This window comes from Scrofimicrobium canadense (assembly GCF_009696615.1).
In the GTDB taxonomy this organism is placed as follows: Bacteria; Actinomycetota; Actinomycetes; order Actinomycetales; family Actinomycetaceae; genus Scrofimicrobium; species Scrofimicrobium canadense.
On the sequence record NZ_VULO01000015.1, the window covers coordinates 42,938 to 65,156 of the forward strand.

The 22,219-nt window shown below is 57.5% G+C and carries 23 protein-coding genes and 3 pseudogenes; 18 read left to right on the forward strand and 8 right to left on the reverse strand.

The window, feature by feature from the left end; genetic code table 11:
- Nucleotides 1–96: 96 nt before the first annotated feature.
- Nucleotides 97–713, forward strand: a pseudogene (locus FYJ24_RS11325) (arsenic resistance protein).
- 24 nt (nt 714–737) lie between these two features.
- Nucleotides 738–953 carry an arsenic resistance protein gene (locus FYJ24_RS13455; RefSeq protein WP_318656681.1) on the forward strand — a complete coding sequence of 72 codons (216 nt, stop codon included), beginning with the start codon at nt 738–740 and terminating at the stop codon, nt 951–953.
- A 961-nt stretch (nt 954–1,914) separates the two neighbouring features.
- Here the strand turns inward: FYJ24_RS13455 and FYJ24_RS11330 are convergent.
- The 3 genes from FYJ24_RS11330 to FYJ24_RS11340 all read right to left on the reverse strand — a co-directional run bounded on the left by FYJ24_RS11330 (nt 1,915) and on the right by FYJ24_RS11340 (nt 3,682).
- Nucleotides 1,915–2,112 (reverse strand): hypothetical protein, encoded by a 198-nt coding sequence (locus FYJ24_RS11330; RefSeq protein ID WP_154546470.1) that lies wholly within the window; start codon nt 2,110–2,112, stop codon nt 1,915–1,917.
- Between the two features lie 313 nt (nt 2,113–2,425).
- A complete protein-coding gene (locus FYJ24_RS11335) occupies nt 2,426–2,722 on the reverse strand; it encodes a DUF2249 domain-containing protein (protein WP_154546472.1) in 297 nt (98 codons plus the stop codon).
- A gap of 132 nt (nt 2,723–2,854) precedes the next feature.
- Nucleotides 2,855–3,682, reverse strand: coding sequence for a Crp/Fnr family transcriptional regulator (locus FYJ24_RS11340; RefSeq protein ID WP_154546474.1), 828 nt, complete (start codon nt 3,680–3,682; stop codon nt 2,855–2,857).
- Between the two features lie 155 nt (nt 3,683–3,837).
- On the opposite strand from FYJ24_RS11340, the gene FYJ24_RS11345 reads away from it, so the two are divergent.
- Genes FYJ24_RS11345 through FYJ24_RS11355 form a run of 3 tightly spaced genes read left to right on the forward strand, consistent with a single transcriptional unit; the run spans nt 3,838 to nt 6,639 of the window.
- Entirely contained in the window at nt 3,838–4,071 is a 234-nt protein-coding gene (locus FYJ24_RS11345; RefSeq protein WP_154546476.1) for a heavy-metal-associated domain-containing protein, read from the forward strand.
- Nucleotides 4,072–4,127: 56 nt separating this feature from the next.
- Nucleotides 4,128–6,086, forward strand: a complete 1,959-nt coding sequence (locus FYJ24_RS11350) for a heavy metal translocating P-type ATPase (protein ID WP_154546478.1) — start codon at nt 4,128–4,130, stop codon at nt 6,084–6,086.
- Between the two features lie 16 nt (nt 6,087–6,102).
- On the forward strand, nt 6,103–6,639 hold the full coding sequence (locus FYJ24_RS11355; RefSeq protein ID WP_154546480.1) for a hypothetical protein: 537 nt from the start codon (nt 6,103–6,105) through the stop codon (nt 6,637–6,639).
- Nucleotides 6,640–6,667: 28 nt separating this feature from the next.
- Here FYJ24_RS11355 and FYJ24_RS11360 read toward each other — a convergent pair whose 3' ends face one another.
- Nucleotides 6,668–7,042: an MFS transporter gene (locus FYJ24_RS11360; protein ID WP_154546482.1), complete on the reverse strand. Its 375-nt coding sequence runs from the start codon at nt 7,040–7,042 to the stop codon at nt 6,668–6,670.
- Nucleotides 7,043–7,062: 20 nt separating this feature from the next.
- Between FYJ24_RS11360 and FYJ24_RS11365 the strand changes: the two genes are divergently transcribed.
- The 7 genes and pseudogenes from FYJ24_RS11365 to FYJ24_RS11395 all read left to right on the forward strand — a co-directional run bounded on the left by FYJ24_RS11365 (nt 7,063) and on the right by FYJ24_RS11395 (nt 11,638).
- Nucleotides 7,063–7,629 (forward strand): hypothetical protein, encoded by a 567-nt coding sequence (locus tag FYJ24_RS11365; RefSeq protein ID WP_225872144.1) that lies wholly within the window; start codon nt 7,063–7,065, stop codon nt 7,627–7,629.
- Nucleotides 7,630–7,749: 120 nt separating this feature from the next.
- Nucleotides 7,750–8,046 carry a VRR-NUC domain-containing protein gene (locus FYJ24_RS11370; RefSeq protein ID WP_450097632.1) on the forward strand — a complete coding sequence of 99 codons (297 nt, stop codon included), beginning with the start codon at nt 7,750–7,752 and terminating at the stop codon, nt 8,044–8,046.
- Entirely contained in the window at nt 8,024–8,503 is a 480-nt protein-coding gene (locus FYJ24_RS11375; RefSeq protein WP_154546484.1) for an HNH endonuclease signature motif containing protein, read from the forward strand. The genes FYJ24_RS11370 and FYJ24_RS11375 overlap by 23 nt, the downstream gene beginning before the upstream one ends.
- Nucleotides 8,500–9,855: a DEAD/DEAH box helicase gene (locus tag FYJ24_RS11380; protein ID WP_154546486.1), complete on the forward strand. Its 1,356-nt coding sequence runs from the start codon at nt 8,500–8,502 to the stop codon at nt 9,853–9,855. Before FYJ24_RS11375 ends, FYJ24_RS11380 begins: the two co-directional genes overlap by 4 nt.
- Before the next feature lie 8 nt (nt 9,856–9,863).
- On the forward strand, nt 9,864–10,313 hold the full coding sequence (locus tag FYJ24_RS11385; protein WP_225872145.1) for a hypothetical protein: 450 nt from the start codon (nt 9,864–9,866) through the stop codon (nt 10,311–10,313).
- A gap of 162 nt (nt 10,314–10,475) precedes the next feature.
- A complete protein-coding gene (locus FYJ24_RS11390) occupies nt 10,476–10,853 on the forward strand; it encodes an HNH endonuclease (RefSeq protein ID WP_154546490.1) in 378 nt (125 codons plus the stop codon).
- Between the two features lie 212 nt (nt 10,854–11,065).
- Nucleotides 11,066–11,638, forward strand: a pseudogene (locus FYJ24_RS11395) (terminase).
- Nucleotides 11,639–11,657: 19 nt separating this feature from the next.
- Here FYJ24_RS11395 and FYJ24_RS11400 read toward each other — a convergent pair.
- Nucleotides 11,658–12,080 (reverse strand): DUF3788 family protein, encoded by a 423-nt coding sequence (locus tag FYJ24_RS11400; protein ID WP_154546492.1) that lies wholly within the window; start codon nt 12,078–12,080, stop codon nt 11,658–11,660.
- Between the two features lie 254 nt (nt 12,081–12,334).
- Between FYJ24_RS11400 and FYJ24_RS13240 the strand changes: the two genes are divergently transcribed.
- On the forward strand, nt 12,335–13,063 hold the full coding sequence (locus FYJ24_RS13240; protein WP_263970238.1) for a hypothetical protein: 729 nt from the start codon (nt 12,335–12,337) through the stop codon (nt 13,061–13,063).
- Nucleotides 13,064–13,275: 212 nt separating this feature from the next.
- Here FYJ24_RS13240 and FYJ24_RS11415 read toward each other — a convergent pair whose 3' ends face one another.
- Both FYJ24_RS11415 and FYJ24_RS11420 read right to left on the reverse strand, forming a co-directional pair.
- Nucleotides 13,276–14,580, reverse strand: coding sequence for a M56 family metallopeptidase (locus tag FYJ24_RS11415; RefSeq protein WP_206192688.1), 1,305 nt, complete (start codon nt 14,578–14,580; stop codon nt 13,276–13,278).
- On the reverse strand, nt 14,573–15,025 hold the full coding sequence (locus FYJ24_RS11420; RefSeq protein ID WP_154546498.1) for a BlaI/MecI/CopY family transcriptional regulator: 453 nt from the start codon (nt 15,023–15,025) through the stop codon (nt 14,573–14,575). Before FYJ24_RS11420 ends, FYJ24_RS11415 begins: the two co-directional genes overlap by 8 nt.
- Nucleotides 15,026–15,182: 157 nt before the next feature.
- Between FYJ24_RS11420 and metK the strand changes: the two are divergent.
- The 5 genes and pseudogenes from metK to FYJ24_RS11445 all read left to right on the forward strand — a co-directional run bounded on the left by metK (nt 15,183) and on the right by FYJ24_RS11445 (nt 21,937).
- Nucleotides 15,183–16,371, forward strand: a pseudogene (gene metK / locus FYJ24_RS11425) (methionine adenosyltransferase).
- Nucleotides 16,343–17,413, forward strand: coding sequence for a site-specific DNA-methyltransferase (locus tag FYJ24_RS11430; RefSeq protein WP_206192689.1), 1,071 nt, complete (start codon nt 16,343–16,345; stop codon nt 17,411–17,413). Before metK ends, FYJ24_RS11430 begins: the two are co-directional and overlap by 29 nt.
- A gap of 5 nt (nt 17,414–17,418) precedes the next feature.
- Nucleotides 17,419–18,030, forward strand: coding sequence for a YhjD/YihY/BrkB family envelope integrity protein (locus tag FYJ24_RS11435; RefSeq protein WP_318656683.1), 612 nt, complete (start codon nt 17,419–17,421; stop codon nt 18,028–18,030).
- 190 nt (nt 18,031–18,220) lie between these two features.
- The gene (locus FYJ24_RS11440) at nt 18,221–20,860 is read left to right on the forward strand and encodes a phosphoenolpyruvate carboxylase (protein WP_206192690.1); all 2,640 of its coding nucleotides are present in this window, start codon (nt 18,221–18,223) and stop codon (nt 20,858–20,860) included.
- A gap of 84 nt (nt 20,861–20,944) precedes the next feature.
- The gene (locus FYJ24_RS11445) at nt 20,945–21,937 is read left to right on the forward strand and encodes an LLM class flavin-dependent oxidoreductase (protein ID WP_154546502.1); all 993 of its coding nucleotides are present in this window, start codon (nt 20,945–20,947) and stop codon (nt 21,935–21,937) included.
- Here FYJ24_RS11445 and FYJ24_RS11450 read toward each other — a convergent pair.
- Nucleotides 21,852–22,219 (reverse strand): serine hydrolase domain-containing protein (locus FYJ24_RS11450; protein ID WP_154546504.1); only part of this gene is annotated, 368 nt, incomplete at its 5' end. The genes FYJ24_RS11445 and FYJ24_RS11450 overlap by 86 nt on opposite strands.

Below are 22,219 nucleotides of genomic sequence, written 5' to 3' on the forward strand. Positions count from 1 at the left end.
ATTGCTGCTGGGGCGCTAGTTCCCGGTATCAGTCTGTGGTTGGCAGGAATGGAAGTGGGCGGTATTTCCGTTCCAATTGCACTGGGATTGCTGGTGATGCTGTACTCAGTCCTGGCGAAAGTGCGCTACGACAAGATTGGCGCCGTAACGGGAGATAAGCGACTCCTAATGTCTTCACTGGTGCTCAACTGGCTGGTCGGACCCTTGTTGATGTTCGCCCTAGCGTGGCTATTACTGCCAGACTTGCCCAGTTCCGAACGGGTGTAGTTTTCGTCGGCCTGGTCCGCTGCATCGCAATGGTGGTGATTTGGAACGACATGGCGCGCGGTGACCGGGAGGCATCCGCTTTGCTAATGGCAATCAACTCAATATTCCAAGTCTTCATGTTTTCCTTACTGGGCTGGTTCTACCTCACCGTCCTGCCCGGATGGCTCGGTTTGCCCACGCAATGGATCGATGCCTCCATGGGGAAGATTGCCGTCAATGTTCTTATCTTCCTTGGAGTCCCCTTGATTGCTGGATTCTTGTTCAGGTGGATTGGGGAAAAACGTAAGGGAAGTGTCTGGTACGAAGAACAGTTCATACTCGCGATCATCCCTTGGGCTCTCAACGGACTGCTGTTCACTATCGTGCTTTTGTTCGCTTTACAAGGGAAGGCGGTAACCACCAACCCTCTCAACGTGGTTCGGATCGCACTGTCCCTACTGGCCTAGTTTGCGATCATGTGGGCCGGGGGAATGATCCTCGGAAGAATGCTGGGCATTGGCTACTCTCGTTCCGTCACGCTTGCATTTACAGCAGCAGGCAACAACTTTGAGCTAGCGATTGCAGTGGCTATCGGAACGTTTGGAGCAACCTCGGGCGAAGCCCTCGCGGGTGTTGTTGGTCCATTGATCGAAGTCCCGGTTCTGGTTGCCCTAGTGTACCTGGCGCTCTGGTTGCGCCCGGGATGACCAAACACGAAAACCCGTGCCGCGAACGAAACAGAGCCGTCGAGAACAGGCGAAACGCACGGGTGGTGAAATACTGCGCGCATGAGCGCGCGTCTGCGAAAGAGCTTCGGAAGGTACGACAACTCAGCAGGGGCAAGCAGCTCAACCGCGCTCCGCACCCCAGGACGGATTCATGGCCACCTGCAACTGAGCGGCACCCACCTAGCTCACTTTTGAACCCACCTGGCGCCAACCTTTTGACGTTGGCCCGAACGTCGGTTTGTATCCAAAAGGGTCGCTAAATAACTGTTTGCACTCTGGTGTTGGTACCAGGGTGCTTTTCAGTATCCGGCGCGGAAGCGTCAGTTTTGGCCTGGTTCTGCGCCATTCTCGTTGTCTGCTGGTTGGCTGCTCGCCCTGGGTGGGGATGTCGTGGTGACTCTGGCGCAGAAACGGGCGTGAGACCCCCTGGGGTTTTCCATCCCTAGTGGGTCTTGAAGGCCGTCGCGCGGAATTGTGCATCCCCGCGCGAAAAAGTATCTGGATCCACGCGCAGGATCCACTAGGACCACTGAATGGATAGAAGCCGTCGTCGGCTGATTCCCTGAACAATCAGCCCTTGTTTTCCGGGCCGTTCTGCGGTTTATGGCGTGCAGCTTGCTTACCCGACAGAACCCCCTCAGGCCGGAAATGACCCAGGACGCGCCCTCGGCGGGCCAATTTCGCCGGACCAGCGCCTCGCGCCCCTCGAAGTTGAATACAGGGTGTATTCAAATTCTTGGCGGGAAGCGCCAGGGGGTTTCAACTTGACCCCAGGGGGTTTCAACTCAGGCCCAGGTGTATTCAACTTGGGTGCAGGTGTATTCAACTTCGGTCCCGGGGGTTTCAGACAACAAGTCACTCCTTGCACGAAAGGGGCGGGTGGCGCAGGACTGAACTGCTCCTGAGCCACCCGGCCTGTTTTGCTGCGTGAAACTAGCGGTTAGTGTTTCGCCGCGTGAGCTCCTTGCTTCTTGCGCGCCAGCACCAGGCCAGCCAGGAGGAGGACACTGGCCAGGGCGGCAATCCCGGTCACCTGCGCACCCGTGGCCGCCAAACCAGCACCACCGCCAGCACCGGCTTCAGTGACCTTCGCGGTCACTGCGGTGGAAGGGGCCTTACCCGGCTCCGTCTGGGTCACCCCCACCACACTGCCAGGCTTCAGCGGCCCGCTCGCACCAAACTCACACGACCACTTCCCATCCGCACCGCGCGATCCCTGAACGACTGCTCATACTTCACTGCCATGAATCCATCCTCTCAAAAAGGACGGAACCAAACCTGGACCGCTACAGTTTTTCGATCCTGTCTCTGTTTGGGGTGGTGCTTTTGGTACCCCTGGGCTTTGTGCTGCTGCGCCCAATTCGGTGAGTATAAAAATGCACCTGCTCCGACGGGCATTGAGCACCGGTGCGAAATGCCCGTCGAAGCAGGTCGACGCACTTATTTACGAGTTACGCAAGAGTGAACTGGATGCGCCACTGCTGCGGTCCACGCTCAAGGTATTCCATGTTGTATTTGCCGGGATGACGCTGCCCCAGTTGTTGCAGGAGGGGGATGGGGTCATGGGTGGTACGAATAATAAGTCCGCGTCCGGGTTGGATTGCTTCCAGTGCGCCGAAAATGGTCGCGTGTCGCACCTCGCCTGGGATCTGCTGCACGTCGAGTTCTGGGAACTCCACGTGGTGATGTCCGCAAGCGCAGCCGCTGTCGCCGGGCTTTTCACTCAGTTCAATGTTCTCCTGAGCCATCGTATTTAATACTCCTAAAAATGGTAGAGCGTGCTCTAGAGCACGCTCTACCATGACACTATTTCGTCAATAACTGAATCCTTGACCTGCAAAGACTGTAATTACGGGAATTTGGGCTCTCCGATACGGTCCCTAGTCGGAAAGAGGGGGGAGGACCGCTTGAGTCGCATCAGTGAGTGCTTCTGGATTCAGCAAAATCGTCCAACGCCGCCCCGAATCAACCACGTTTTGCTTTTTGAACTGGCTCATGACGCGCGAAACAGATTCCGGGGTGGAGCGTGCCAGCCCTGCAAGATCGGCGCGCGACAGGGGAACATTCAAGAGGATGCCCTCAGCGGTTTGCTCACCCAACTTATCTGCCAAACGCAGCAGCGTGGTTGCCACCCGCTGTTTCACAGTATTCGTGGACTGGTCGCCAATATCCTGCTGGGCTCGCCGCAGTCGGCCCGCAACATCGTCCAGAACTTTCAGTGCCACCTTTGGATGCTGTTCGAGGATTTGTCGAAAATCGTGTTGCCCGATCCGCAAAATACAGCAGGGAACAAGGGTGGCGGCCGATTGCAGGTGCGTTGGCTGCCCCAGTGCCCCCATCGCGCCAAATAGATCACCCGGGACCAAAATGTCGGTGAGGGTGGCGGTGCCGTCGGCGGAGACCTGGGATAACTTGACCCGGCCCTCGGCAATCACAAAAAGTTCGTTGGCCTCATCACCGGCATTGTAGATGTGTTCGTTTGGTGCGTATACGCGCGTGTTCATGCGGGTGCTGATTTCACGTAGCTCCGATATGTCAAGCCCCTGGAAGTAGGGGGCCCGCCCTAGAACTCGTAGGCGCACCGGTTCGGGACACTCGTGTGGTAAAACTACTTCGCGAAGGGGGATTGTGCGCCGGCCCTTAGGGGGAACAAAGCTATTGGCGTTAAGAGCAGGATGGTTGAGCTGCCCTTGGTCATCCTGTGTCATCTGCTTTCGCCTCCTCACAATGCCGCACTTAAATATCCTGCACTTAATTGACGCTGATCATTCTGCCAGGCTCAGGCCCCTTTTAGTCTGAGGTTACTCAGGTAAAAGAAATAGAGCCACCCCCAAACTACGGGTGCGGCGTGAAAGGAAGAAAAATGTCTACTACAAACCCCACTCACACAATTTTCCGTTCCGAGGGTTTCAGCTGTCCCTCCTGCGTTGCCAAAATTGAAAAGCAGGTTGGCGACCTTGACGGAGTCTTCGGGGTTGAGGTGAAGTTTGCTTCGGGCCGCGTTGAAGTTGACCACAACCCCCAGGTTGTCACCGCTGACTCAATCGCCTCAATCATCACGAAGGCGGGTTACCCGACCAAGGTCTCCGCGTTCTAAAAGGCAGAGGTTTTAGGAAACGATAGGTGACAGCCGAGAAATCAGAAAGGGACTCAATGAATCTCCTCGTTCGTTTAAGACGCAGCCCGTGGACGATCTCGGCCTGCTCTGGAACCCTGATTGTGATTTCTGCAATCGTTTCTCTCGTGTACGGGGTCAACCCGTTTGGGGCGAACCACCACGGCGCGTTTGATTTCGCCAAACCGGGGCCGCTGCTGGTAGCGGATGCCCTAATGATCGCTGCGGCGCTGGTTGCGGGTGTTCCGATCGCGGTGAAAGCAGTGCGGGCGTTGCTTGTAAAAGTTGTGGCAATCGACCTGCTGGTTACAATCGCCGCGGTTGGGGCACTGGTTATTGGCGAGTACTGGGAGTCGGCAGCCGTGACATTCCTGTTCGCCTTTGGACATGCACTTGAAGTGCGAACCATGAACAAGACGAGGGGAGCCCTGGCCGCCCTCGTTGCGGTGGCACCCGATACCGCAATTGTCATGCGCGATGGCGACCAGGTCGAAATCTCTGCGGGAGCCGTAGCGCTTGGGGAAATTGTGCTGGTAAAAACTGGGGCGAAGACTCCCGTTGACGGCATTGTGGTCGGGGGATCGGGAAGCTTAGATGAAGCCTCGATTACCGGTGAGTCACTTCCCGTTGAGAAAACGGTGGGGGATCGGGTGTTTGCGGGATCGATTTCCCGCAGCGGACTTCTTCAAGTCGAGGCAACCGGCGTGGGGGCGGACACCACCCTGGCGCGCATCATCCACCGGGTTGAGGAAGCGCAGGACGCCAAGGCTCCAACACAGTCTTTCATGGAGCGTTTCTCGCGCTGGTACACCCCCGGCATCATTGTCCTTGCACTGGTAGCGGGGCTTTTGACCCGCGATGTGGTTCTTGGGCTCACCCTGCTCGTAATTGGCTGTCCAGGCGCCCTGGTTATTTCAATCCCCGTTGCAGTTGTTGCGGGGATTGGTCGCGGCGCCCGTGACGGCATCTTGATTAAAGGCGGGGAGTACCTCGAAACCAGCGCTAAAATCAACGCTGTCACACTTGATAAAACCGGGACGCTCACGTGGGGTACCCCCCGCCTCACCGACGTGGTGCCCCTGGCCGAAAATACCTCTCGTGAGGATGTGCTCCGCTGGGCAGCCCGCGCCGAAGTTGGCTCTGAGCACCCCCTCGCAAAACCTATTGTTGATGGCGCCGCAGCGGAAGGCTTTGCAGTGAAAGAGCTGCCTGAAGAGGTGGAAGTCATTGCCGGTAAGGGCGTTGTCGCCCTGGTTGATGGACACAGAGTCGCGGTGGGTAATTTGGCGCTTATGAGCGCACTCGTGACATCAGGTTCTGGTTCGGCCAGTGAAGCCGCGTCGGAAAATGCGCAGCTAACATCGACAATGGACTCATTGGCCAAAGCGGGACGCACGCCCATGGCCGTGAGTTTAGATGGAATACCCCTTGGCGTAATCGCCGTGGCGGACCAGATCCGGCCCGACGCCCCCAGAATGGTCAGTTGGCTGCATAGCGTTGGTGTAAGAGACGTTGTCATGCTGACGGGGGATAACGCGAGGGTCGCGCAGGCGGTCGCGGGTCAGGTTGGTCTGGATGAAGTACGCGCAGGGATGCTGCCGGAACAAAAACTCGAAGCGGTCGTGGGGCTACAAGAAAAGGGCTATACCGTGGCGATGGTTGGTGACGGGGTGAACGACGCTCCCGCACTGGCTGCAGCAAACGTTGGAATTGCAATGGGAGCCGCGGGAACAGCCGTCGCGATTGAAACAGCTGATATCGCGCTTATGAACGACGACCTCATGAAGTTACCGCGGGCCATTTCGCTTGCAAAACGCACCGTTTCTGTCATGCGTCAAAATATTGCCATTGCGCTGGTCACCGTCATTGTGCTGCTGACGGGGGTGTTCCTGGGTGAAGTCACCATGGCGCTCGGAATGCTTGTGCACGAAGGGTCCGTGCTGCTAGTCATTGTGAACGCAATGCGACTTATGCGGCCAAAGCGCTTTCGCGAGTAACCTGAAGGGGAGCTTATTGGCTACCTGGAAGGGAAAACTGAAAATGATTGATGAAAAAGCTGCGCTAAACGGCGTGAAAGAAGCCCTTGGGGAAGTCACTGTTGAAGATGTCGCCATCGCATTTCCGGTTGGCACCACGCGGGGTCAGGCCGGGGGATCCCTTGTCGGGGATGCCGGTGGGGCGGCACTCGGAGCTGTTGCTCAGCTGAGTGGTGCTGCATTTGCGGGGAGCACCGTTGGTGGGGGCGGCCTCGGCATGCTGATTGCTCAGCGTCGCATGGAAAAAACTGAACCGGCCGCCTCAATTGTGCTGGCCCTTACCGCGCAGGACCTCTATCTGCTGGGGCGACACAATATCGGCCCCCTGGCATCTTTTCATAACCTCGAGGTAATTCACCAAATCCCCAGAAGCTCGGTTTCCATCGACCTCAGTCCCGCTGGTTTCACCCAGCATCTTTCAATCACTGACGAGGAAGACGGAACGCAATACCTGTACGAGGTGAAGCCGCTTGGGAGCGGAATCAAACAGCTGATAGCCGACCTGGGACAGTAGCTTTTGGCCTAAGGACTGAGCGTTTTGCTCAGGCGGGTTGCGTGGTTCTTGGGGAGCGCCAAAAAAGGATTGCAAGTAAGAGTGCCGCGATGATGAAGATCGCAATGACACCCAGTTCCGCGGTTGCTCCCCACAGCCAGTTGCTGACACTGGAGCCATCTGCGTAAACAGAGAAAACAACCCCGGTGATTAGGGCGTTCCCAATTGCGGTTGTGATGCGCTGCGTCATTTGCTGCAGGCCGTCCGCAGTGCCGCCGTGAGCCGGAGGAACATCTCGCATCGCCTGCGTTTGGTTTGAAGCGCTCATGGTGCCAGCGCCAAAGCCCATCGGGACCAGGGCTACGATCAGCCAGTACACGGACACGTCCGTGGTGGCAACAAGCCAGAAACCAACCCCGAGCACAACGAGGGAACCAACTTCAAGTGACAGTGCGAAAACCTGGAGCCCGCGTGCTGGGCTCCTATGCGGGGAACATGTCCGCTGATGTCCTCACGGTTGGGGCGATGGACACTGGCATTTGGCGACGCCTGATCGTGGTGCCGTTCGAAGCGAAAATCCAGGGCAGTAGCGACGTCAAGAACTATGCGGACCACCTCTACGACCATGCGGGTGGGGCAATCCTCGCCTGGATCATGGAAGGCGCGAGGGTCATCCACGCCGAGGACTACAGGCTCAACCCACCCCGCCAGGTCGTGGAAGCCTCCGAGGCGTACCGGGAGGAAAACGACTGGTTCGCTCAGTTCCTCGAAGACTGCTGCGAGGTTGGCAGCGGCCTGGAGGAACGGGGCGGCCCCCTTTATGCGGCGTACCGGGAGTGGGCGAAACGCACCTCCGGGTGGGCGCGTCCCATGGTCGACTTCAACGCCGTCTGCGAGCAACGCGGATACACCCGACGCCGAACCAAACGCGGGGTGATGGTAAACGGCCTGCAGCTCCGCTCCGAGTTAGACGGCCTAGAAACCGCGTCAAATAGCGGTTCTGAGTTCTAAACAGTGCGAAGGGTGACGAGGGGTGACGGGTCGTTTCGTACTTTTCTTAAGGCATGTTTTTCTGCTCCTTAAGGAAAGTCTTATAGCGGTCGTCACCGGTCGTCACCCTTCAAGAAAATCGTGAGAGGAAAACCGCTGAGGGAACAACACATTGAAGCAGTCTTGAAGGCCCGCATTGAAGCCCTGGGTGGGTTGTGCTGGAAACTAGTCTGCCCGGGAACCACCGGGGTGCCCGACCGGATATGCATGGTGGGCGGGCGCGTCATGTTCGTTGAGGTAAAAGCACCGGGCGAAAAACCACGCCCCATCCAGAACCTGAGGATCCAGCAACTACGCGACCAAGGCTTCCACGTCACCGTCCTAGACAGCCTGGATGGGATTGAGGAGGTGACTGATGCGCTATCAGATCGAATGTGACTGGTGCGGCCTGACGATGGAGCGCACACCGTCAGGAATCAAGAAGCACAACTTTTGTTCACGCAAATGCCAGGGGCATTTCAGCTCAAAGAGCAGGAACCCCGAGCGGTACGGGGAGATGTATGACGTCGAAAAGGCATCCGCCTGGATGGGCGAACTCAACCGGAAGCTGAACCCCACTCGGATGACCGCTAACACGCGGGCCAAACTCCGGGAGGCCCATCTCGGCAGCGGTGAGGGGAAGTCTTACGCGAAGATCTACGGGCGGTACGAGCACCGAGTTGTAGCTGAGGCAGAGCTCGGACGAGCGCTACAGCCCGGCGAAATCGTCCATCACATCGACTGCAACAAGCGAAACAATCACCCGGACAACCTCATGGTCCTGACCCAGTCAGAACACGCTGCTCTCCATGCGTGGCTAAATAAGTTCTTCGGTCTTCCGGGGGTCGGATCATGAGGTACACGGCGCATGACTACCAAGCGCAGGCCTCCGAGTTCATTCTCGATCATAAGGAAGCGGCGATCTTCTTGGGGCTTGGCATGGGCAAGAGCGTCATCTCGCTTACCGCAATCTGGGAGTTGATCCTCGACTACTTCACCGTCGCCCGTGTCCTCGTCATAGCCCCATTGCGGGTCGCCCGCGACACGTGGCCCGCAGAACTGGCGAAATGGGACCACCTGGAAGGCCTCACCATGGCGGTTGCTGTCGGCAGCAAGAAAGAGCGGCTGGAGGCCTTGGCGACTGGTGCGATGGTGACGGTGATCAACCGGGAAAACATCCCTTGGCTGGTTGCCCACTACGGGGATGCTTGGCCCTTCGACATGGTGGTGATTGACGAGTTGTCGTCGTTCAAGAATCCGCGGGCGAAACGGTTCAAAGAACTCACCCGCGTCCGCCCACACCTGAACCGCATCGTGGGACTGACCGGGACGCCTGCAGCGAATGGGTTGATGGATCTCTGGGCACAGTTCCGTGTCCTTGATGGCGGGGAGCGTTTGGGTCGGTACATCACGCACTACCGGAACCGGTGGTTCACCCCGGACAAGCGAGGTGGTATGCAGGTCTTCACCTACAAGCCCAGAGAAGGTGCAGAAGAAGAAATTTACGAGGCGATAGCGGACATGACGGTTTCTATGAAAACCACGGACCACCTGACCTTGCCACCCCTGACCATGGTGACGCAAATGGTGGAAATGTCTGAGGCGGAGGCGCGTAAGTATGAGCGGCTGAAAAAGGACATGGTGCTCACCCTCGAAGACCATGTGATTGATGCGGCCAACGCTGCCGCCCTGCCTGGAAAACTCTTACAACTGGCTTCTGGCGCCATTTGCACAGCAGACGGCAACCATGTCACCGTTCATGACAGGAAGCTCGACGCGCTCGAGGATTTGGTGGAAGCCGCCAACGGTGAGAACTTGTTGGTGGCGTACTGGTTCAAGCATGACCTGAGCCGGATCCGCGAGCGCTTCCCGCATGCCAGGGAGTTGAAAACCAGCCAGGACATTGCTGACTGGAACGCTGGCCGGATCCCGCTGGCATTGATTCACCCCGCAAGCGCCGGACACGGGTTGAACCTGCAAGCAGGCGGTCACCTGCTCGTCTGGTTTTCGCTGACCTGGTCTTTGGAGCTTTACCAACAAGCCAATGCCAGGCTTTTCCGTCAGGGCCAAGACCAGCCAGTCACCATCACCCATCTAGCGGTAAGAGACACGCTCGATGAGGCAGTGCTTGCCGCTTTGGAGGGGAAGGATACCACGCAGGAGCGGCTGATCGATGCCGTGAAGACCCAACTCAGTGAGGAGAAGTAATGCATGTAATGACGAAGTATCTGGACACCCGGAAGGCAGCGATCAACGCCTTGGAAGACTTCGCGTTGATGGAGAACCTGGCGGAACTGCCTGCCGAAGAGATGGGGGAGCAACTTCGCGCCGACCTCGAAGCCCCGGCAAGTCCGCGTTTGGATGGAATGCCAGGGGCGCATGACCCGAAAGCTGGTGAAGCCAGGGTTTGTGCGACCTTGGATAAGATCGACTTCCTTGGCGAACGCAGACGCCAAGCACGTGAGTATCTGGATTGGTTCCTGCCTGCTTGGGCGAGGCTCACTGATGATGAGCGGTTCGTGCTCGAGACTTTCTTCCTTGGAAACGGTAGCCAAGAAGAAGCCGTCGAGAGGATAAGCGACCACTTTTACGTTGAGCGAAGCAGCGCGTACCGACGGAAGAACAGGGCATTAGAACGCTTCGCTAAGGCCCTGTACGGTGCGTGAACCCTCAGGCGTCAAAAGGTGTCCTAGGTGGCAGATGCTTTTTGACATACCCCCGTGAGAGTCTGTAAGTGGTTGAAAAGTAGGAAACCTCGCAAGACCCCAAGAAGCTCCCTGGCTCCGGCTTCTTGGGGCCTTCGCGCACCTGGACGGAGATCGAAATTCATGCCGAGGTATCCCAAGCGCGGCTGCCAAACCTCCGGTTGCCCCAAGCTAACCAACGGCACGTACTGCGAGGCCCATCAACGCGCGGCCGACGAGCGCTACCGGAAGTTTGAGCGCGACCCGCAGATCAACAAGCGCTATGGGTATGCGTGGCGGAAGATCCGTGCGGCCTACGTTGCCGAGCACCCACTCTGTGAGGACTGCGAAGCAGATGGCAGACTCACGCCGGTGCAGGAAGTCCACCACATCCTCCCACTCTCACGCGGCGGCATACCCGACCCAGAGAACCTGCGATCCCTATGCAAGCCGTGCCACTCTAGACAATCCGCGAAAGACGGAGACCGCTGGGATACGCGAGGAAAGGTGTACTCGTACTAAACGCAAGACACGCCAGCGTGCGAGACCGAAATCAAGTCCTCCCCTGGAGGGGTGGGGCGGTCAGGATCTCTACAGGCCCTCCCACACGTCAGCGGGGTGGCCCTCCGTACGCAAAGTTTCCGAATCAAACAAGGTATTGACCCGAACGCCGCCCTGGCGCTCATTCTTTTGACCTCTTACCGGGGTAACACGCACCCGAAGGAGGCGATTTTGTGGCAAAGGACGGCACCAATCGCGGTGGACGCCGCGTCAGAGCAGGGGCGAAGCCCGATGCGCTGAATGACAAGCCCCAAGCAGGCCGCCCGGCAACACGGATGAGCGTTCCTGATCTTGACCCGTTCAACTTTGAGGGCATAGACGTTGGGGACGGTGCGATCCTTGCGGGCGAACCAATGCCAGAGCCTTCCGGCTACCTTTCTGCGGAGCAGCGTGACGGCAAACCGCTGGGCGCGGACCTGGTGTACACCGAGACTTGGGATTGGTTGGACGCACGCGGCTGCACCCAGTTCGTCTCGAAGCGCCTGATTGAGGCTTACGCCCAAGCGTTCGCGAGGTAAGTGCAATGCGAGGAAGCAATCTCCAAGTTCGGACTCCTCGGCAAGCACCCAACCACGGGAGCGGCCATCGCCTCACCCTTCGTTGCCATGTCGCAGTCCTTTGGTAAGCAGGCGAACGTGTACTGGTACGAGATCTACGAGATCGTGCGCGCCACCTGCACCACCGACTACTCCGGCAGTGCCCCGGGCGATGACTTGATGGAGAAACTTCTCCAAGCCCGCAGCTAACCGGTGAGCGCGGGCTGGATTATTTGAGGCCGCGTTTGAAAGCGACAAGTTCACTGGCCGCGCGGGCACCCACGGAGCTTCGCAGCTCAATGATCACCGGCAGCGACTTCTTAGTCACATCCAGGGCGCGAACCTCGTCGAGCAGTGTTGTCGGTAGATCCAGCGATAGTAGTTCCTCGCAGTGGCGGGTGGGAATGTAGCAGGCGACGGTCGCAACGCCCTCGTTGACGCATATCCATGCCACGTTCTTGCGTCCGTCCAAGCACTTTTGGAGCCACCCGCCGTCGCGGTAGAACGCCCACTCCAGTTCCAACCCAGCGGCCTCCAGGTTGCTCATTGTCTGCGCATAGGCGTCGTAAGTGCTGCCAAGTGCTGCTTGCTCGAGCACCGCTGTTGGAGCAACGTCCTTTTCTTTGAACGCGTTAACGCGCGGGGAGTCCATCAACCCAGTGTATAGGGCCACCGCGCCCCTCCCGGACACACGTTCATGTTCCCTCCCTGAATCAAACGAAGGAGCACTCCTAATGCCTAGTGTCCAACTCGTCCAGTCTGTTGCTGACGTCCCTTGCGTCAGGTTCTACGTCTGTAGTACGGTTGACTTACTACAGACGTAGAACGGCTGTAGCTGTACCGTCTCGAGGCTGGCCGCCTCGCAGATGGGTGTCAGAGCCTCGACTCGAAAGGACCAGGACAATCATGAGCACCCGGAAAAGCAAAGTAAGAACACCGGCAGCCTTGGCAGCCACGGCGCTGCTGGTGGTAGGTGGAGCAGTTGGCATAGGGGCCACCGCGAACGCCGCCAACTCGGACACCACCAGTACCTCAAGCACAGCGGCAGCCACGTCATCAACCGGCACCGCTACACAGCGTGCGGATTGCCCCCGACTAGCCGCAGATCCAGACGCAGAGCCTCTGGGCACCGGCTTACAGGACGGCACAGGCCCCCACAGAGGTGCCGGACTGCAAGATGGAAGTGGGTCTCAACGGGGTAATAGGGTAGGCACGGGCACTGGCGCAAGCAAAGGAAATGGCGTCGGTGCAGGTAATGGTGCAGGGTTGCAGGACGGCACTGGACCTCGTCGAGATGGCAGTGGGTCGGGCGCCAACTGCGACGGGACCGGGCCATGCGCCACGAGCACCGACTCTGCGACGGACGCGACGGTAGACACGTCATCGTCCGACACCGCTACACAGCGCGCAAACTGCCCCCGACTGGCCTCAGATCCCGACGCCCAGCCCCTGGGGAACGGACTACAAGACGGCACCGGCCCCCACCACGGCTCTGGCCTGCAAGACGGCACCGGCCCCCACCACGGCTCTGGCCTGCAAGACGGCACCGGCCCCCACCACGGCTCTGGCCTGCAAGACGGCACCGGCCACGGTTCACACAACGGCAACGGCAATGGCAACGGACGCCACCGCTAGAAGAGGGATCGCCAGTTAGGCACTGGCACAGCGTGATACGCGCCGCCACGGTGCCCCTCACGCTGTGCCAACTCTTACCCCGATGTGTGAGGTCCTCTTGTGCGCGAAGCAAGCTCCTTTTCTCTGGCTTCAGGTCAGTCCAGCACGCGCATCGGGGTCGGAATCGACGATGCCCAGGCCCCACTTTGCCCCTCTCTGAGAACCAGTTCTCGTCAGGAGGACCCGTGGTGGGACCCGTGGCGGGACCCGTGCGCGTTGCCGGCACCTTCAGCCGTGTTCCCCTGGAGGGGGTTTCTGGTGTTCCCATGCTGATATTGGTGACGCTGCTGATTTGAAAGGCCCTCGTCCTCGGACACCTGCGTAGGATTCGAAGCTGAATCCGCAGCGTCCTCCCCCTCTGCTCGCGTCGCTGCGTCATCGACCGTCGAGGATCCTGCGGGCGCTTCCTTAGAGACAGAAGAGTCCGGAGCAGGCACAGCCTCCGTATCAACTATGACTGGGCTGGTCACCTCGGGCGTTGTCTGCGAGGGCTCCTGAGCGAACGCCACCGGCACCCCCACCATTGACACAAGCACTACAACGAGAGCCAAGAACCCGGTTCCGATCATGTGTTTCTCGGTTCCCACAGAGGCCTTGACGCGCCCCGCCAGCGCACCTCGGCGCGCCAAAAGCGAGGGCTCTGCCTGTAGTCGAGCCGACCGCCCCGCCACCGACCCCATGGATGCCCGCAGCAGCAGCTGGGCATAGTCGCAACGCTGCGCCTTGTCTGCATCCGCCAACGCACCTTGGTCGCAGGCAACCTCTGCCGCATCAAGTGAGTTCCGCACCGACAAGTGCATTAGCGGATTCCACCATTGGAGCGCCCGGGCGACGCCGAGGAGCAACCGAGTGGTAGTGTCCCGACGCCGCAAATGCTCCAACTCGTGGCGAACAATAAAACGGGAATGGAACGCCACATCCTCGGGCATCAACAGCGTGGGTCGGACGATTCCCATGATCGCTGGCGAAGACAGACCGGGCAGCACTAGCACCGTTGGAAGGCGGCGCAGGTTCATGCGGCCACATTCGACGCGCAACAGAGATAACAGGGCTTCCGTGACAGGTAGCGAGGGTGCGCGCTCAACGCGGGCTTTCAGCGTCCAATGCTGAACCATCATCCGGAGCAGGCTCACGATGACGCCGAGCAGCCAAATGCCAAGCACCAACGCCACCCAGTGGCCCCACGCGGCGGGGGTGTCGGCGGGGGCTGCCGCGCCTGCCACGCGAGCGCTGCTGGTGGTGGCCGAGGAGACCCCCGAATCCGTCGCCCCAACCTGGACGCCGACCACGCGGGAGAGAACAGGGAACGACTGGGGGCGCACCGGGATCAACCACGCGAGCGCAACAACGGTCCAGCAAAGGCTCAAAACATTTCCCTTATAGCGCCCGTTCAGCGCGCGAGTGACACCATGAAGCAGCGTCGTAAGCGCCGCCATCGCGAGAGCCCAAAACGCCAGGTCAGCAACCGTGCTACCCATGCGCATCCCCAACTGCGCTGGCATGTGAAACCCCAAGACCGGTCGCCCGACTTTCGTTCTGAGTGCTCAGCTGGGTCGCCCTTTGCTCCTCAATCCAAGCTGAAAGATCACTGATGTCGCGCTCTGACACCGCACCTTGCTCCGCGAACGCGGCAACCAACCCGCTCAAAGAGAACCCGGCATGTTTGGATGCGAAACTCCGGACTTCCTCATTCATATACTCAGCCCGCCCCACCAGCGGCACGTAGCCAATTTCCCGGCCACCCTGCTGCCTCGAAACGAACCCCCGCTGGGTAAGTCGCGTGAGGAACGTGGAGACAGTCTGAATCTTCCAGCCACGGTGAGCGGCGAGAGAATCCACAATCTCACGCGAAGTCAGGGGTCCTTTAGGACTATCCCACAGCGCCTTCATGACTTCGAGTTCGGCGTCAGGCAGTGTCTCCACGAATCCCTCCTTCTACAACTGTCGTAATCCCATGCTATGGCGCACACGCCAGAAAAGCAACGGCAGCCAAGCCAGACGCGCCAACGCAGATGCAGGCATGCAGCCCGCCCCGCACACACATTCGCATTCCACCCCTGTATAGAGAAGGAGCATCCCCATGCCGATTGTCCGAACTGCTGAGGCCACCTGTGTTGGTCATCCCGACAAGTTGTGTGACTTGATTGCTGACCGCGTCCTTGATGACATCTTGTGGGAGGACAAGTGCGCTCGGGTCGCTGTCGAAGTGCTGGCCGCTGGGCGGGTGATCACGGTTGCCGGAGAGATCACCTCGACCTGCCTTCCCACTATTCGTGAGTCGGTGCGCGCCGCTCTGGTCAAGGCCGGGTACGAGCCGATGTTGTTCCGCATTCGTGTGCGTGTGCGCCGTCAGTCCCCAGATATCAGTGCCGGGGTGACTACGTCGTTGGAGGCGCGGGCGGGTGGATGAGTCGGTGTTTGTGTTGCAGGGTGCTGGCGACCAAGGCACCGTCTACGGCTATGCCACCAACGAAACCGAACAAATGCTGCCGCTGCCGTTGGTGTTGGCGCATGACATTTGTCGTCGCCTTGACCAGGCCCGCAAAGACGGACTGATCAAGGGCATCAAGTCCGACGGCAAAGCCCAAGTCAGCGTCACCTACGACTCCGCCGGGCGCCCGGTGGAAGTGTGTGCGGTGGTGGTGTCTGTGCATCATGACGAAGGCAAAGACTTGGATGAACTGGCCCGGGAGGTGAAGACCCTGGTGATCGCACCGGCCTGCGAGCCACACCTGCCCGTCGCGGAGGACGCACACATTCTGGTCAATCCCTCGGGCAAGTTCACCATTGGTGGGCCGACTGCTGACACGGGTCTGACCGACCGGAAGCTCGCCGTGGACACCTACGGGGGTCTAGCCGCTCATGGTGGTGGCGCGTTCTCCGGTAAGGACGCCTCCAAGGTCGACCGCTCCGCCGCGTATGTGGCGCGCCTGATCGCGAAGACCATCGTGGCTGCGGACCTTGCGGACGAAGCGACGGTCGCGATTTCGTATGCGATTGGAAAGGCTGACCCGGTCGCGTTCAGCGTCGACACAGGGGGCAGTGGTCTCTACGCCGACGCGCTGTTGACCAGGGCTGCGAGAGCCGTGTTCCCGCTTCGCCCCGGCGCGATTGTTGACCTCCTTGACTTGCGGCACTCCGGTTTTGCCCACTACTCGACTTACGGTCACTTCGGTGATGGGGGTGCGTGGGAGCGGGAGTTCAAGTACACGCGCGAGCTATTGAAGGCGGTGAACCATCTTGCAGATCAAAACACTGCCGATTGGTGACCTCACGCCAGCGGACTACAACCCCCGCAAAGAAATGAAGCCCGGGGATCCGGAGTTCGACAAACTCAAGCGGTCCTTGGACGAGTTCGGCTATGCGGAACCTGTGATCTGGAATGAGACCACGGGCCGCGTCGTAGGCGGACACCAGAGAATCAACGCACTCAAAGCCCTCGGCTACGAGAGTGTGGACTGCGTTGTTGTCGAGTTAGACGAGACGCGGGAGAAGGCGCTGAACGTTGCTCTCAACAAGATCAACGGTGAGTGGGACCAAGACAAACTCGCACTCCTAATCGCCGACCTGGACGCCTCCGACTTCGACGCGGAACTAACCGGCTTCGATGATGACGAGATTCAACAGATGATTGGCTCCCTCGATGACAGCGATGTTGAGGATGACGGGTTTGATCTCACCGCCGCGCTGGAAGAGGCGGCGTTTGTGGAGCGCGGCGACATCTGGACCGTTGGACAACATCGCCTCGTCTGCGGCGACGCCACCAAGGAAGTGGACGTTCAAGCGTTGATGGAAGGGAAGAAAGCCAACCTCGTCCTCACCGACCCTCCGTACAACGTGGCCTTCGAATCCAGCGATGGTTTGAAGATCGCTAACGACAAGATGGGCGCGGATTCGTTCTACGATTTCCTCCTCAAAGCCTTCACCCAAATGGCAGCGGCGACGGAGAAGGGCGGCAGCGCTTATGTGTTCCACGCGGACACCGAGGGCGTGAACTTCCGTCGAGCCTTTGTTGACGCGGGCTTCCATTTGTCTGGGTGTTGCGTGTGGGTGAAGAACTCCCTCGTCCTTGGCAGGTCCCCGTACCAGTGGCAGCACGAACCGGTCCTGTTCGGCTGGTTGGGCAAGGGCAAGCACTCCTGGTATGCGGATCGGAAGCAGACCACGGTGTGGAACTTCGACAAGCCGCCCCAAGGGAAACTGCTCCCTCCAAAAACGTCGCTTGACACATATAGAAGCATCACAGATCCCAGGACAGTCCCTTACTTGGAGCAGCAATTGGAGCAGTATCTAGTCTGCGCACAGCCCTAAGAATTATTGCTGACAAGCCTAGTGGTGATGGCTTCTTCTTGTGGTTAATGGTGCGAAACCTACTAGTAGCCTTAGGTTTTGGAAGCCTCCTTGGTCTTGCCGCAGCGCTCAGCGTATTCAGCGGGATTGGAATAGAGACAATTGCATCGTGGATAGGTGCTGAGTCAAGCGGGGCCGTGAATACGGCTACTCGCATTGTCAGTGTCATTGTGATCTTTGTGATCGACACAGCAGCAGTAGCGCTCGTATTCAGGTTGTTGTCGGGAATGAAGACTTCGGCAAAAGCCCTGTGGGTGGGCGCCGCCTATGGTGGCTTTGGACTTATAGTTCTTCAAGAGTTCTCCAGCCTTTTTGTGCGAGGTGCGACGACGAATCCGCTTTTGGCATCCTTCGCAGCTCTCATAGCCTTGCTACTATGGTTCAACTTGTCAGCGCAGGTAATCCTCATCGCTAGTAGTTATATTGTGGTCGCAACTGAGGATGAACAGAATATATTCCCCGTCCGGACTTTGGCGCAATATCGTTTGAGTCGAGCTCAGGATCGCCTAGAAGTAGCCACACTAGAGTTCCAGAACGCACAAAAGGTTGTTCGTGAAGAAATAATCGACGCTCGATAGTCACAACGAAAGATCGCTATGTTGGCGTTGACGAATGGCGGCTCAGTGACGGATGGACTGTCATCACGTCAGCTCTACGAACTAGGATTGAGGTCCTAGAAGCATGTGGGTGCTCTCAGTAGTTGGTTGAGGTAAGAGTCGCGAGAGAACCCAAATACTGTCCAGAAAACACGAGAAAAGAGGCGCTGCAATGCATGATTCAACACGCAAAACTGCTGCCCCAGAAATGCCCGATGCTCTACGCTCTGACGTGAGACTCTTGGGCGAGCTGCTAGGAACTGTTTTGGTTGAAGCTGGCGGACAACAGCTATTTGATGACGTGGAAGACTTAAGAGCCGCAACGATTGAAGCATATGAGGGCAATGAATCATCTCTGGAATATGCGCAGGCCTTGGTTGAATCTTTCTCTGTTAAAAGGGCCTCCGAAGTTGCCAGAGCGTTCACATGTTATTTCCACTTGGTCAATACCGCAGAGGAATACCATCGGGTTCGTTCGCTGAGAAAGCGGGATCACAGTGTTTCAAGCGATGTTCAGGCTGGGCCAAAAACTGTGGCGGAGGCAGTTGTCCAGTTAAATCGAGAAGTAGGGATAGCGGAGGCACAACGAAGACTCGCGGAATTGGAGTTTCGGCCTGTTTTTACTGCCCATCCAACTGAGGCAAGACGCCGCGCAGTTTCATCCGCGATCCGCCGCATTTCTGATCTGTTAGGCCAACTGGATGACCCTCGGGGAGGTGAAATTGAGAAAGACGACTTAAAGGCTCAGTTACTCTCACAGATCAACGTGTTATGGCGTACCGCGCCGATTCGGAGCAAGGACCCGTCGCCTTTAGATGAGGTTCGGACCATCATGGGAATTTTTGACTCGACACTATTCGAACAACTACCTAAAACGTATCGGGCTATCGACATGGCGCTGCAACCAGGGCAGTCAGGTGTTGCTAAACCAATGACGCCAGCATTTGTGAAGTTTGGGTCATGGATTGGCGGTGATAGGGATGGCAACCCCAACGTCACTTCGAGGATAACCCGTGATGCTGCATTGATCGCTGCAGAGCATATTCTCTTAGGGCTGGAAAAACATACAAGAAGACTAGGTCGCGAACTAACGATAGAAGCGGCTCTTACACCTCCATCAGAATTACTGGTAGCGATGCTGATGCGCCAAAGAGACCTCGATGTGGATCGTATGGAGAGCATAGAAAATCGTTCGCCCAATGAACCTCACCGGCAAGCCCTCCTATTCATGGCTGAGCGGCTGAAGGCGACAAGGCTTCGTGACGCGGATTTGGCGTACGGGGATGTCTCTGATTTTTTGGATGACCTATCAACTATCCAACAGTCACTTGATCAGGCCGGGGATGCTCGAAACGCATATGGAGACTTGCAGCATCTGGTGTGGCAGGCAGAATCTTTCGGATTTCACTTGGCTGAACTTGAAGTAAGACAGCACTCACAGGTTCATCGAGAGACTCTGGAGGAAATTGACCGCGTCGGTGATGGGTCAGAGCTGTCTGAACGCAGTAGAGAAGTGCTGGACACCATGAGAGCCATTAGCGCGATCCAACTCCGCTTCGGAGAACGGGCAGCGTCTCGTTACATTGTGTCATTTACCCAGTCAGCAAAGGACCTAGAGTCGGTCTATCGTCTCGCACAGATTGCAACCAATGGGAATCCACCTGATCTGCAGGTTATTCCTCTTTTTGAGACTTTCGATGATCTTCAGAACAGCGTCGCAGTCTTAGAGCAAATGCTTACGATTTCTGAGGTGCAGGACCTTCTTGAAAAACGTGGGCGGCGCCTTGAGGTGATGCTGGGCTATTCTGATTCTTCGAAGGACGTTGGTCCGGTTTCGGCAACACTAGCCCTTTATGATGCGCAAAAACGTATTAGTCAGTGGGCGCGTGATCAGGATATTGCGTTGACATTGTTTCATGGCCGGGGCGGAGCACTTGGGCGAGGTGGGGGACCGGCGCATCGAGCGATTCTCAGTCAGCCACCCTTATCAGTGAATGACCGTTTTAAAGTGACGGAACAGGGTGAAGTGATTTTTGCTCGATACGGTGATCCAACTATTGCGGCTCGTCATATTAATCAGGTGGCTGCCGCAACGCTCATGGCTGGAGCACCATCTATCGAAAAACGCAATGATGAAGCAGCGCAGAAGTTCGCCCCCATGGCACATATGCTCGATAGCGTCTCTCGGCAGCGGTTTCTTGGATTGGTGCAGGCGCGAGGTTTCCCTCAATGGTTTGCTCACATTACTCCACTTGAAGAGATCGGAATGCTTTCCTTGGGCTCTCGACCGGCAAAGCGCGGTCTTTCGGTGGACTCTTTAGAGGACTTGCGCGCCATCCCATGGGTTTTCGCATGGACACAGGCACGCATTAACTTGACGGGGTGGTTTGGGCTCGGATCTGCGCTGGCGGCTATTGGGGACATTGCCTGGTTGCAAGAGGCATACCGTGATTGGCCACTTTTCACCACCATGATTGACAATGTCGAGATGTCTTTGGCGAAAACCGATGAACATATCGCCAGACGATATTTGGCTTTGGGGGACCGTAAAGATTTGGCCCAAAGCGTCATTGAAGAGATGCGGTTGACACGTGAATGGGTATTGAAAGTAACAGGACACTCTCGGCCACTGGAAAGCACATACGTCTTGGGACGGGCAGTGCAGCTACGATCACCGTATGTCGATGCTCTTTCCCTTATTCAGCTAAGAGCTTTAGAGGGATTGCGAACGGGACAAAATACTCCTGAACTGAAGGATCTTCTCCTTCTCACCGTGAGCGGAGTGGCCGCTGGCCTACAGAACACTGGCTGATACAGAGACTGTGCAGCCAAAGGCGACTAGATTGACGTCATCTCACTTGAGGGGTGGGGTGAACTGGAAGGAACTGATGAGGGAATGAAATTATCCGTACTTGATTTGGCACCTGTTGATGAAGGCGTTTCCTATGAAGAGGCCCTCGCGTCTATTGGCAAGTTTGCTCAAGCAGCAGACGCCGGGGGGTTCGAGCGTATTTGGTACGCGGAACATCACAATGCTCCCGGAATCGCCTCGTCTGCCACCGCTGTCTTGATAGAACATGTGGCCAGCAAGACCAAACGAATACGCGTTGGTGCGGGAGGAATAATGCTCCCGAATCATTCCCCATTGGTGATAGCTGAACAGTTTGGGACGTTAGCTGCGCTCCATCCCGGAAGGATCGATCTGGGCTTGGGACGGGCGCCGGGAACCGATATGAAAACTGTCCATGCCCTGCGACGTGATATTCAGGCATCTGAGCGTTTCCCTCAGGATGTCAAAGAGTTAGAAGGCTTTCTCCAAGGGCACCAACCAATACCTGGTATTAGGGCAGTTCCTGCAGCCGAAACTGCCCCACCCCTCTACATTCTTGGATCGTCACTTTTTGGAGCTGACCTTGCTGCAAAACTGGGGCTTCCCTATGCTTTTGCATCCCATTTTGCTCCCGCCGCACTCTATGACGCTTTGAATCATTATCGTGAGAACTTTCAGCCGTCAAATACTTTGGAGGCGCCCTATGCGATTGTTGCTGCGAATGTTATAGCGGCCGAGACCGAAGAGACAGCTGAAGTCATTCGAGCTGAGGTGCTACGTCGCCGCGTTCGACAGTTTCTTTTGAGAGGAAATGCTCAGACCAAAGACCTTGGAGATATCGAGTTGGACAAGATTTTGGCATCTGCGCAGGGACAGCAGATTGTCGACATGATGCGTGTGAGTGCCGTTGGCGACAAGACCATGGTCAGACAACAGCTTCGGGCTATCGCTAGTGACACTGAAGCGGATGAAATCATGGTGGCATTCCAGGGCAGAAACCCGCAAGAACGGCTGACTGCTTTGCATATGGTTGCGCCAGCCGCAGGTCCTGACTTGTGACATATAGTTTTAGGGCGTCGTTACCGCGTCCCCTATCAGTGAAAATGTCGCCATGTAGACCATTAGCGTGTGTGAGAAGATCTTTCACGGTGATTCTTCTGGAGGCGCGATCGTCAGTCACCTGAAAGTCGGGAACAATATCGATTACCCGCGACTCTAAGGTCAAAAGTCCCTCGTCGACCAACATCATGGCCAAGGTCGCTGTCCATACTTTCGTGATTGATCCAATTTGGAAAACTGACTGTGGCAGAACATCGCGACCAGCGACTGCGCTGAGAACTC

Coding starts and splice junctions, on each gene's coding strand:
- FYJ24_RS13455 (WP_318656681.1), top strand. CDS start 738: ATGATCCTCGGAAGAATGCTGGGCATTGGCTACTCTCGTTCCGTCACG.
- FYJ24_RS11335 (WP_154546472.1), bottom strand. CDS start 2,722: ATGGCTCAGGAGAACATTGAACTGAGTGAAAAGCCCGGCGACAGCGGC.
- FYJ24_RS11340 (WP_154546474.1), bottom strand. CDS start 3,682: ATGACACAGGATGACCAAGGGCAGCTCAACCATCCTGCTCTTAACGCC.
- FYJ24_RS11345 (WP_154546476.1), top strand. CDS start 3,838: ATGTCTACTACAAACCCCACTCACACAATTTTCCGTTCCGAGGGTTTC.
- FYJ24_RS11350 (WP_154546478.1), top strand. CDS start 4,128: ATGAATCTCCTCGTTCGTTTAAGACGCAGCCCGTGGACGATCTCGGCC.
- FYJ24_RS11375 (WP_154546484.1), top strand. CDS start 8,024: ATGCGCTATCAGATCGAATGTGACTGGTGCGGCCTGACGATGGAGCGC.
- FYJ24_RS11380 (WP_154546486.1), top strand. CDS start 8,500: ATGAGGTACACGGCGCATGACTACCAAGCGCAGGCCTCCGAGTTCATT.
- FYJ24_RS11385 (WP_225872145.1), top strand. CDS start 9,864: ATGACGAAGTATCTGGACACCCGGAAGGCAGCGATCAACGCCTTGGAA.
- FYJ24_RS11390 (WP_154546490.1), top strand. CDS start 10,476: ATGCCGAGGTATCCCAAGCGCGGCTGCCAAACCTCCGGTTGCCCCAAG.
- FYJ24_RS11400 (WP_154546492.1), bottom strand. CDS start 12,080: ATGGACTCCCCGCGCGTTAACGCGTTCAAAGAAAAGGACGTTGCTCCA.
- FYJ24_RS13240 (WP_263970238.1), top strand. CDS start 12,335: ATGAGCACCCGGAAAAGCAAAGTAAGAACACCGGCAGCCTTGGCAGCC.
- FYJ24_RS11415 (WP_206192688.1), bottom strand. CDS start 14,580: ATGGGTAGCACGGTTGCTGACCTGGCGTTTTGGGCTCTCGCGATGGCG.
- FYJ24_RS11440 (WP_206192690.1), top strand. CDS start 18,221: ATGCATGATTCAACACGCAAAACTGCTGCCCCAGAAATGCCCGATGCT.
- FYJ24_RS11445 (WP_154546502.1), top strand. CDS start 20,945: ATGAAATTATCCGTACTTGATTTGGCACCTGTTGATGAAGGCGTTTCC.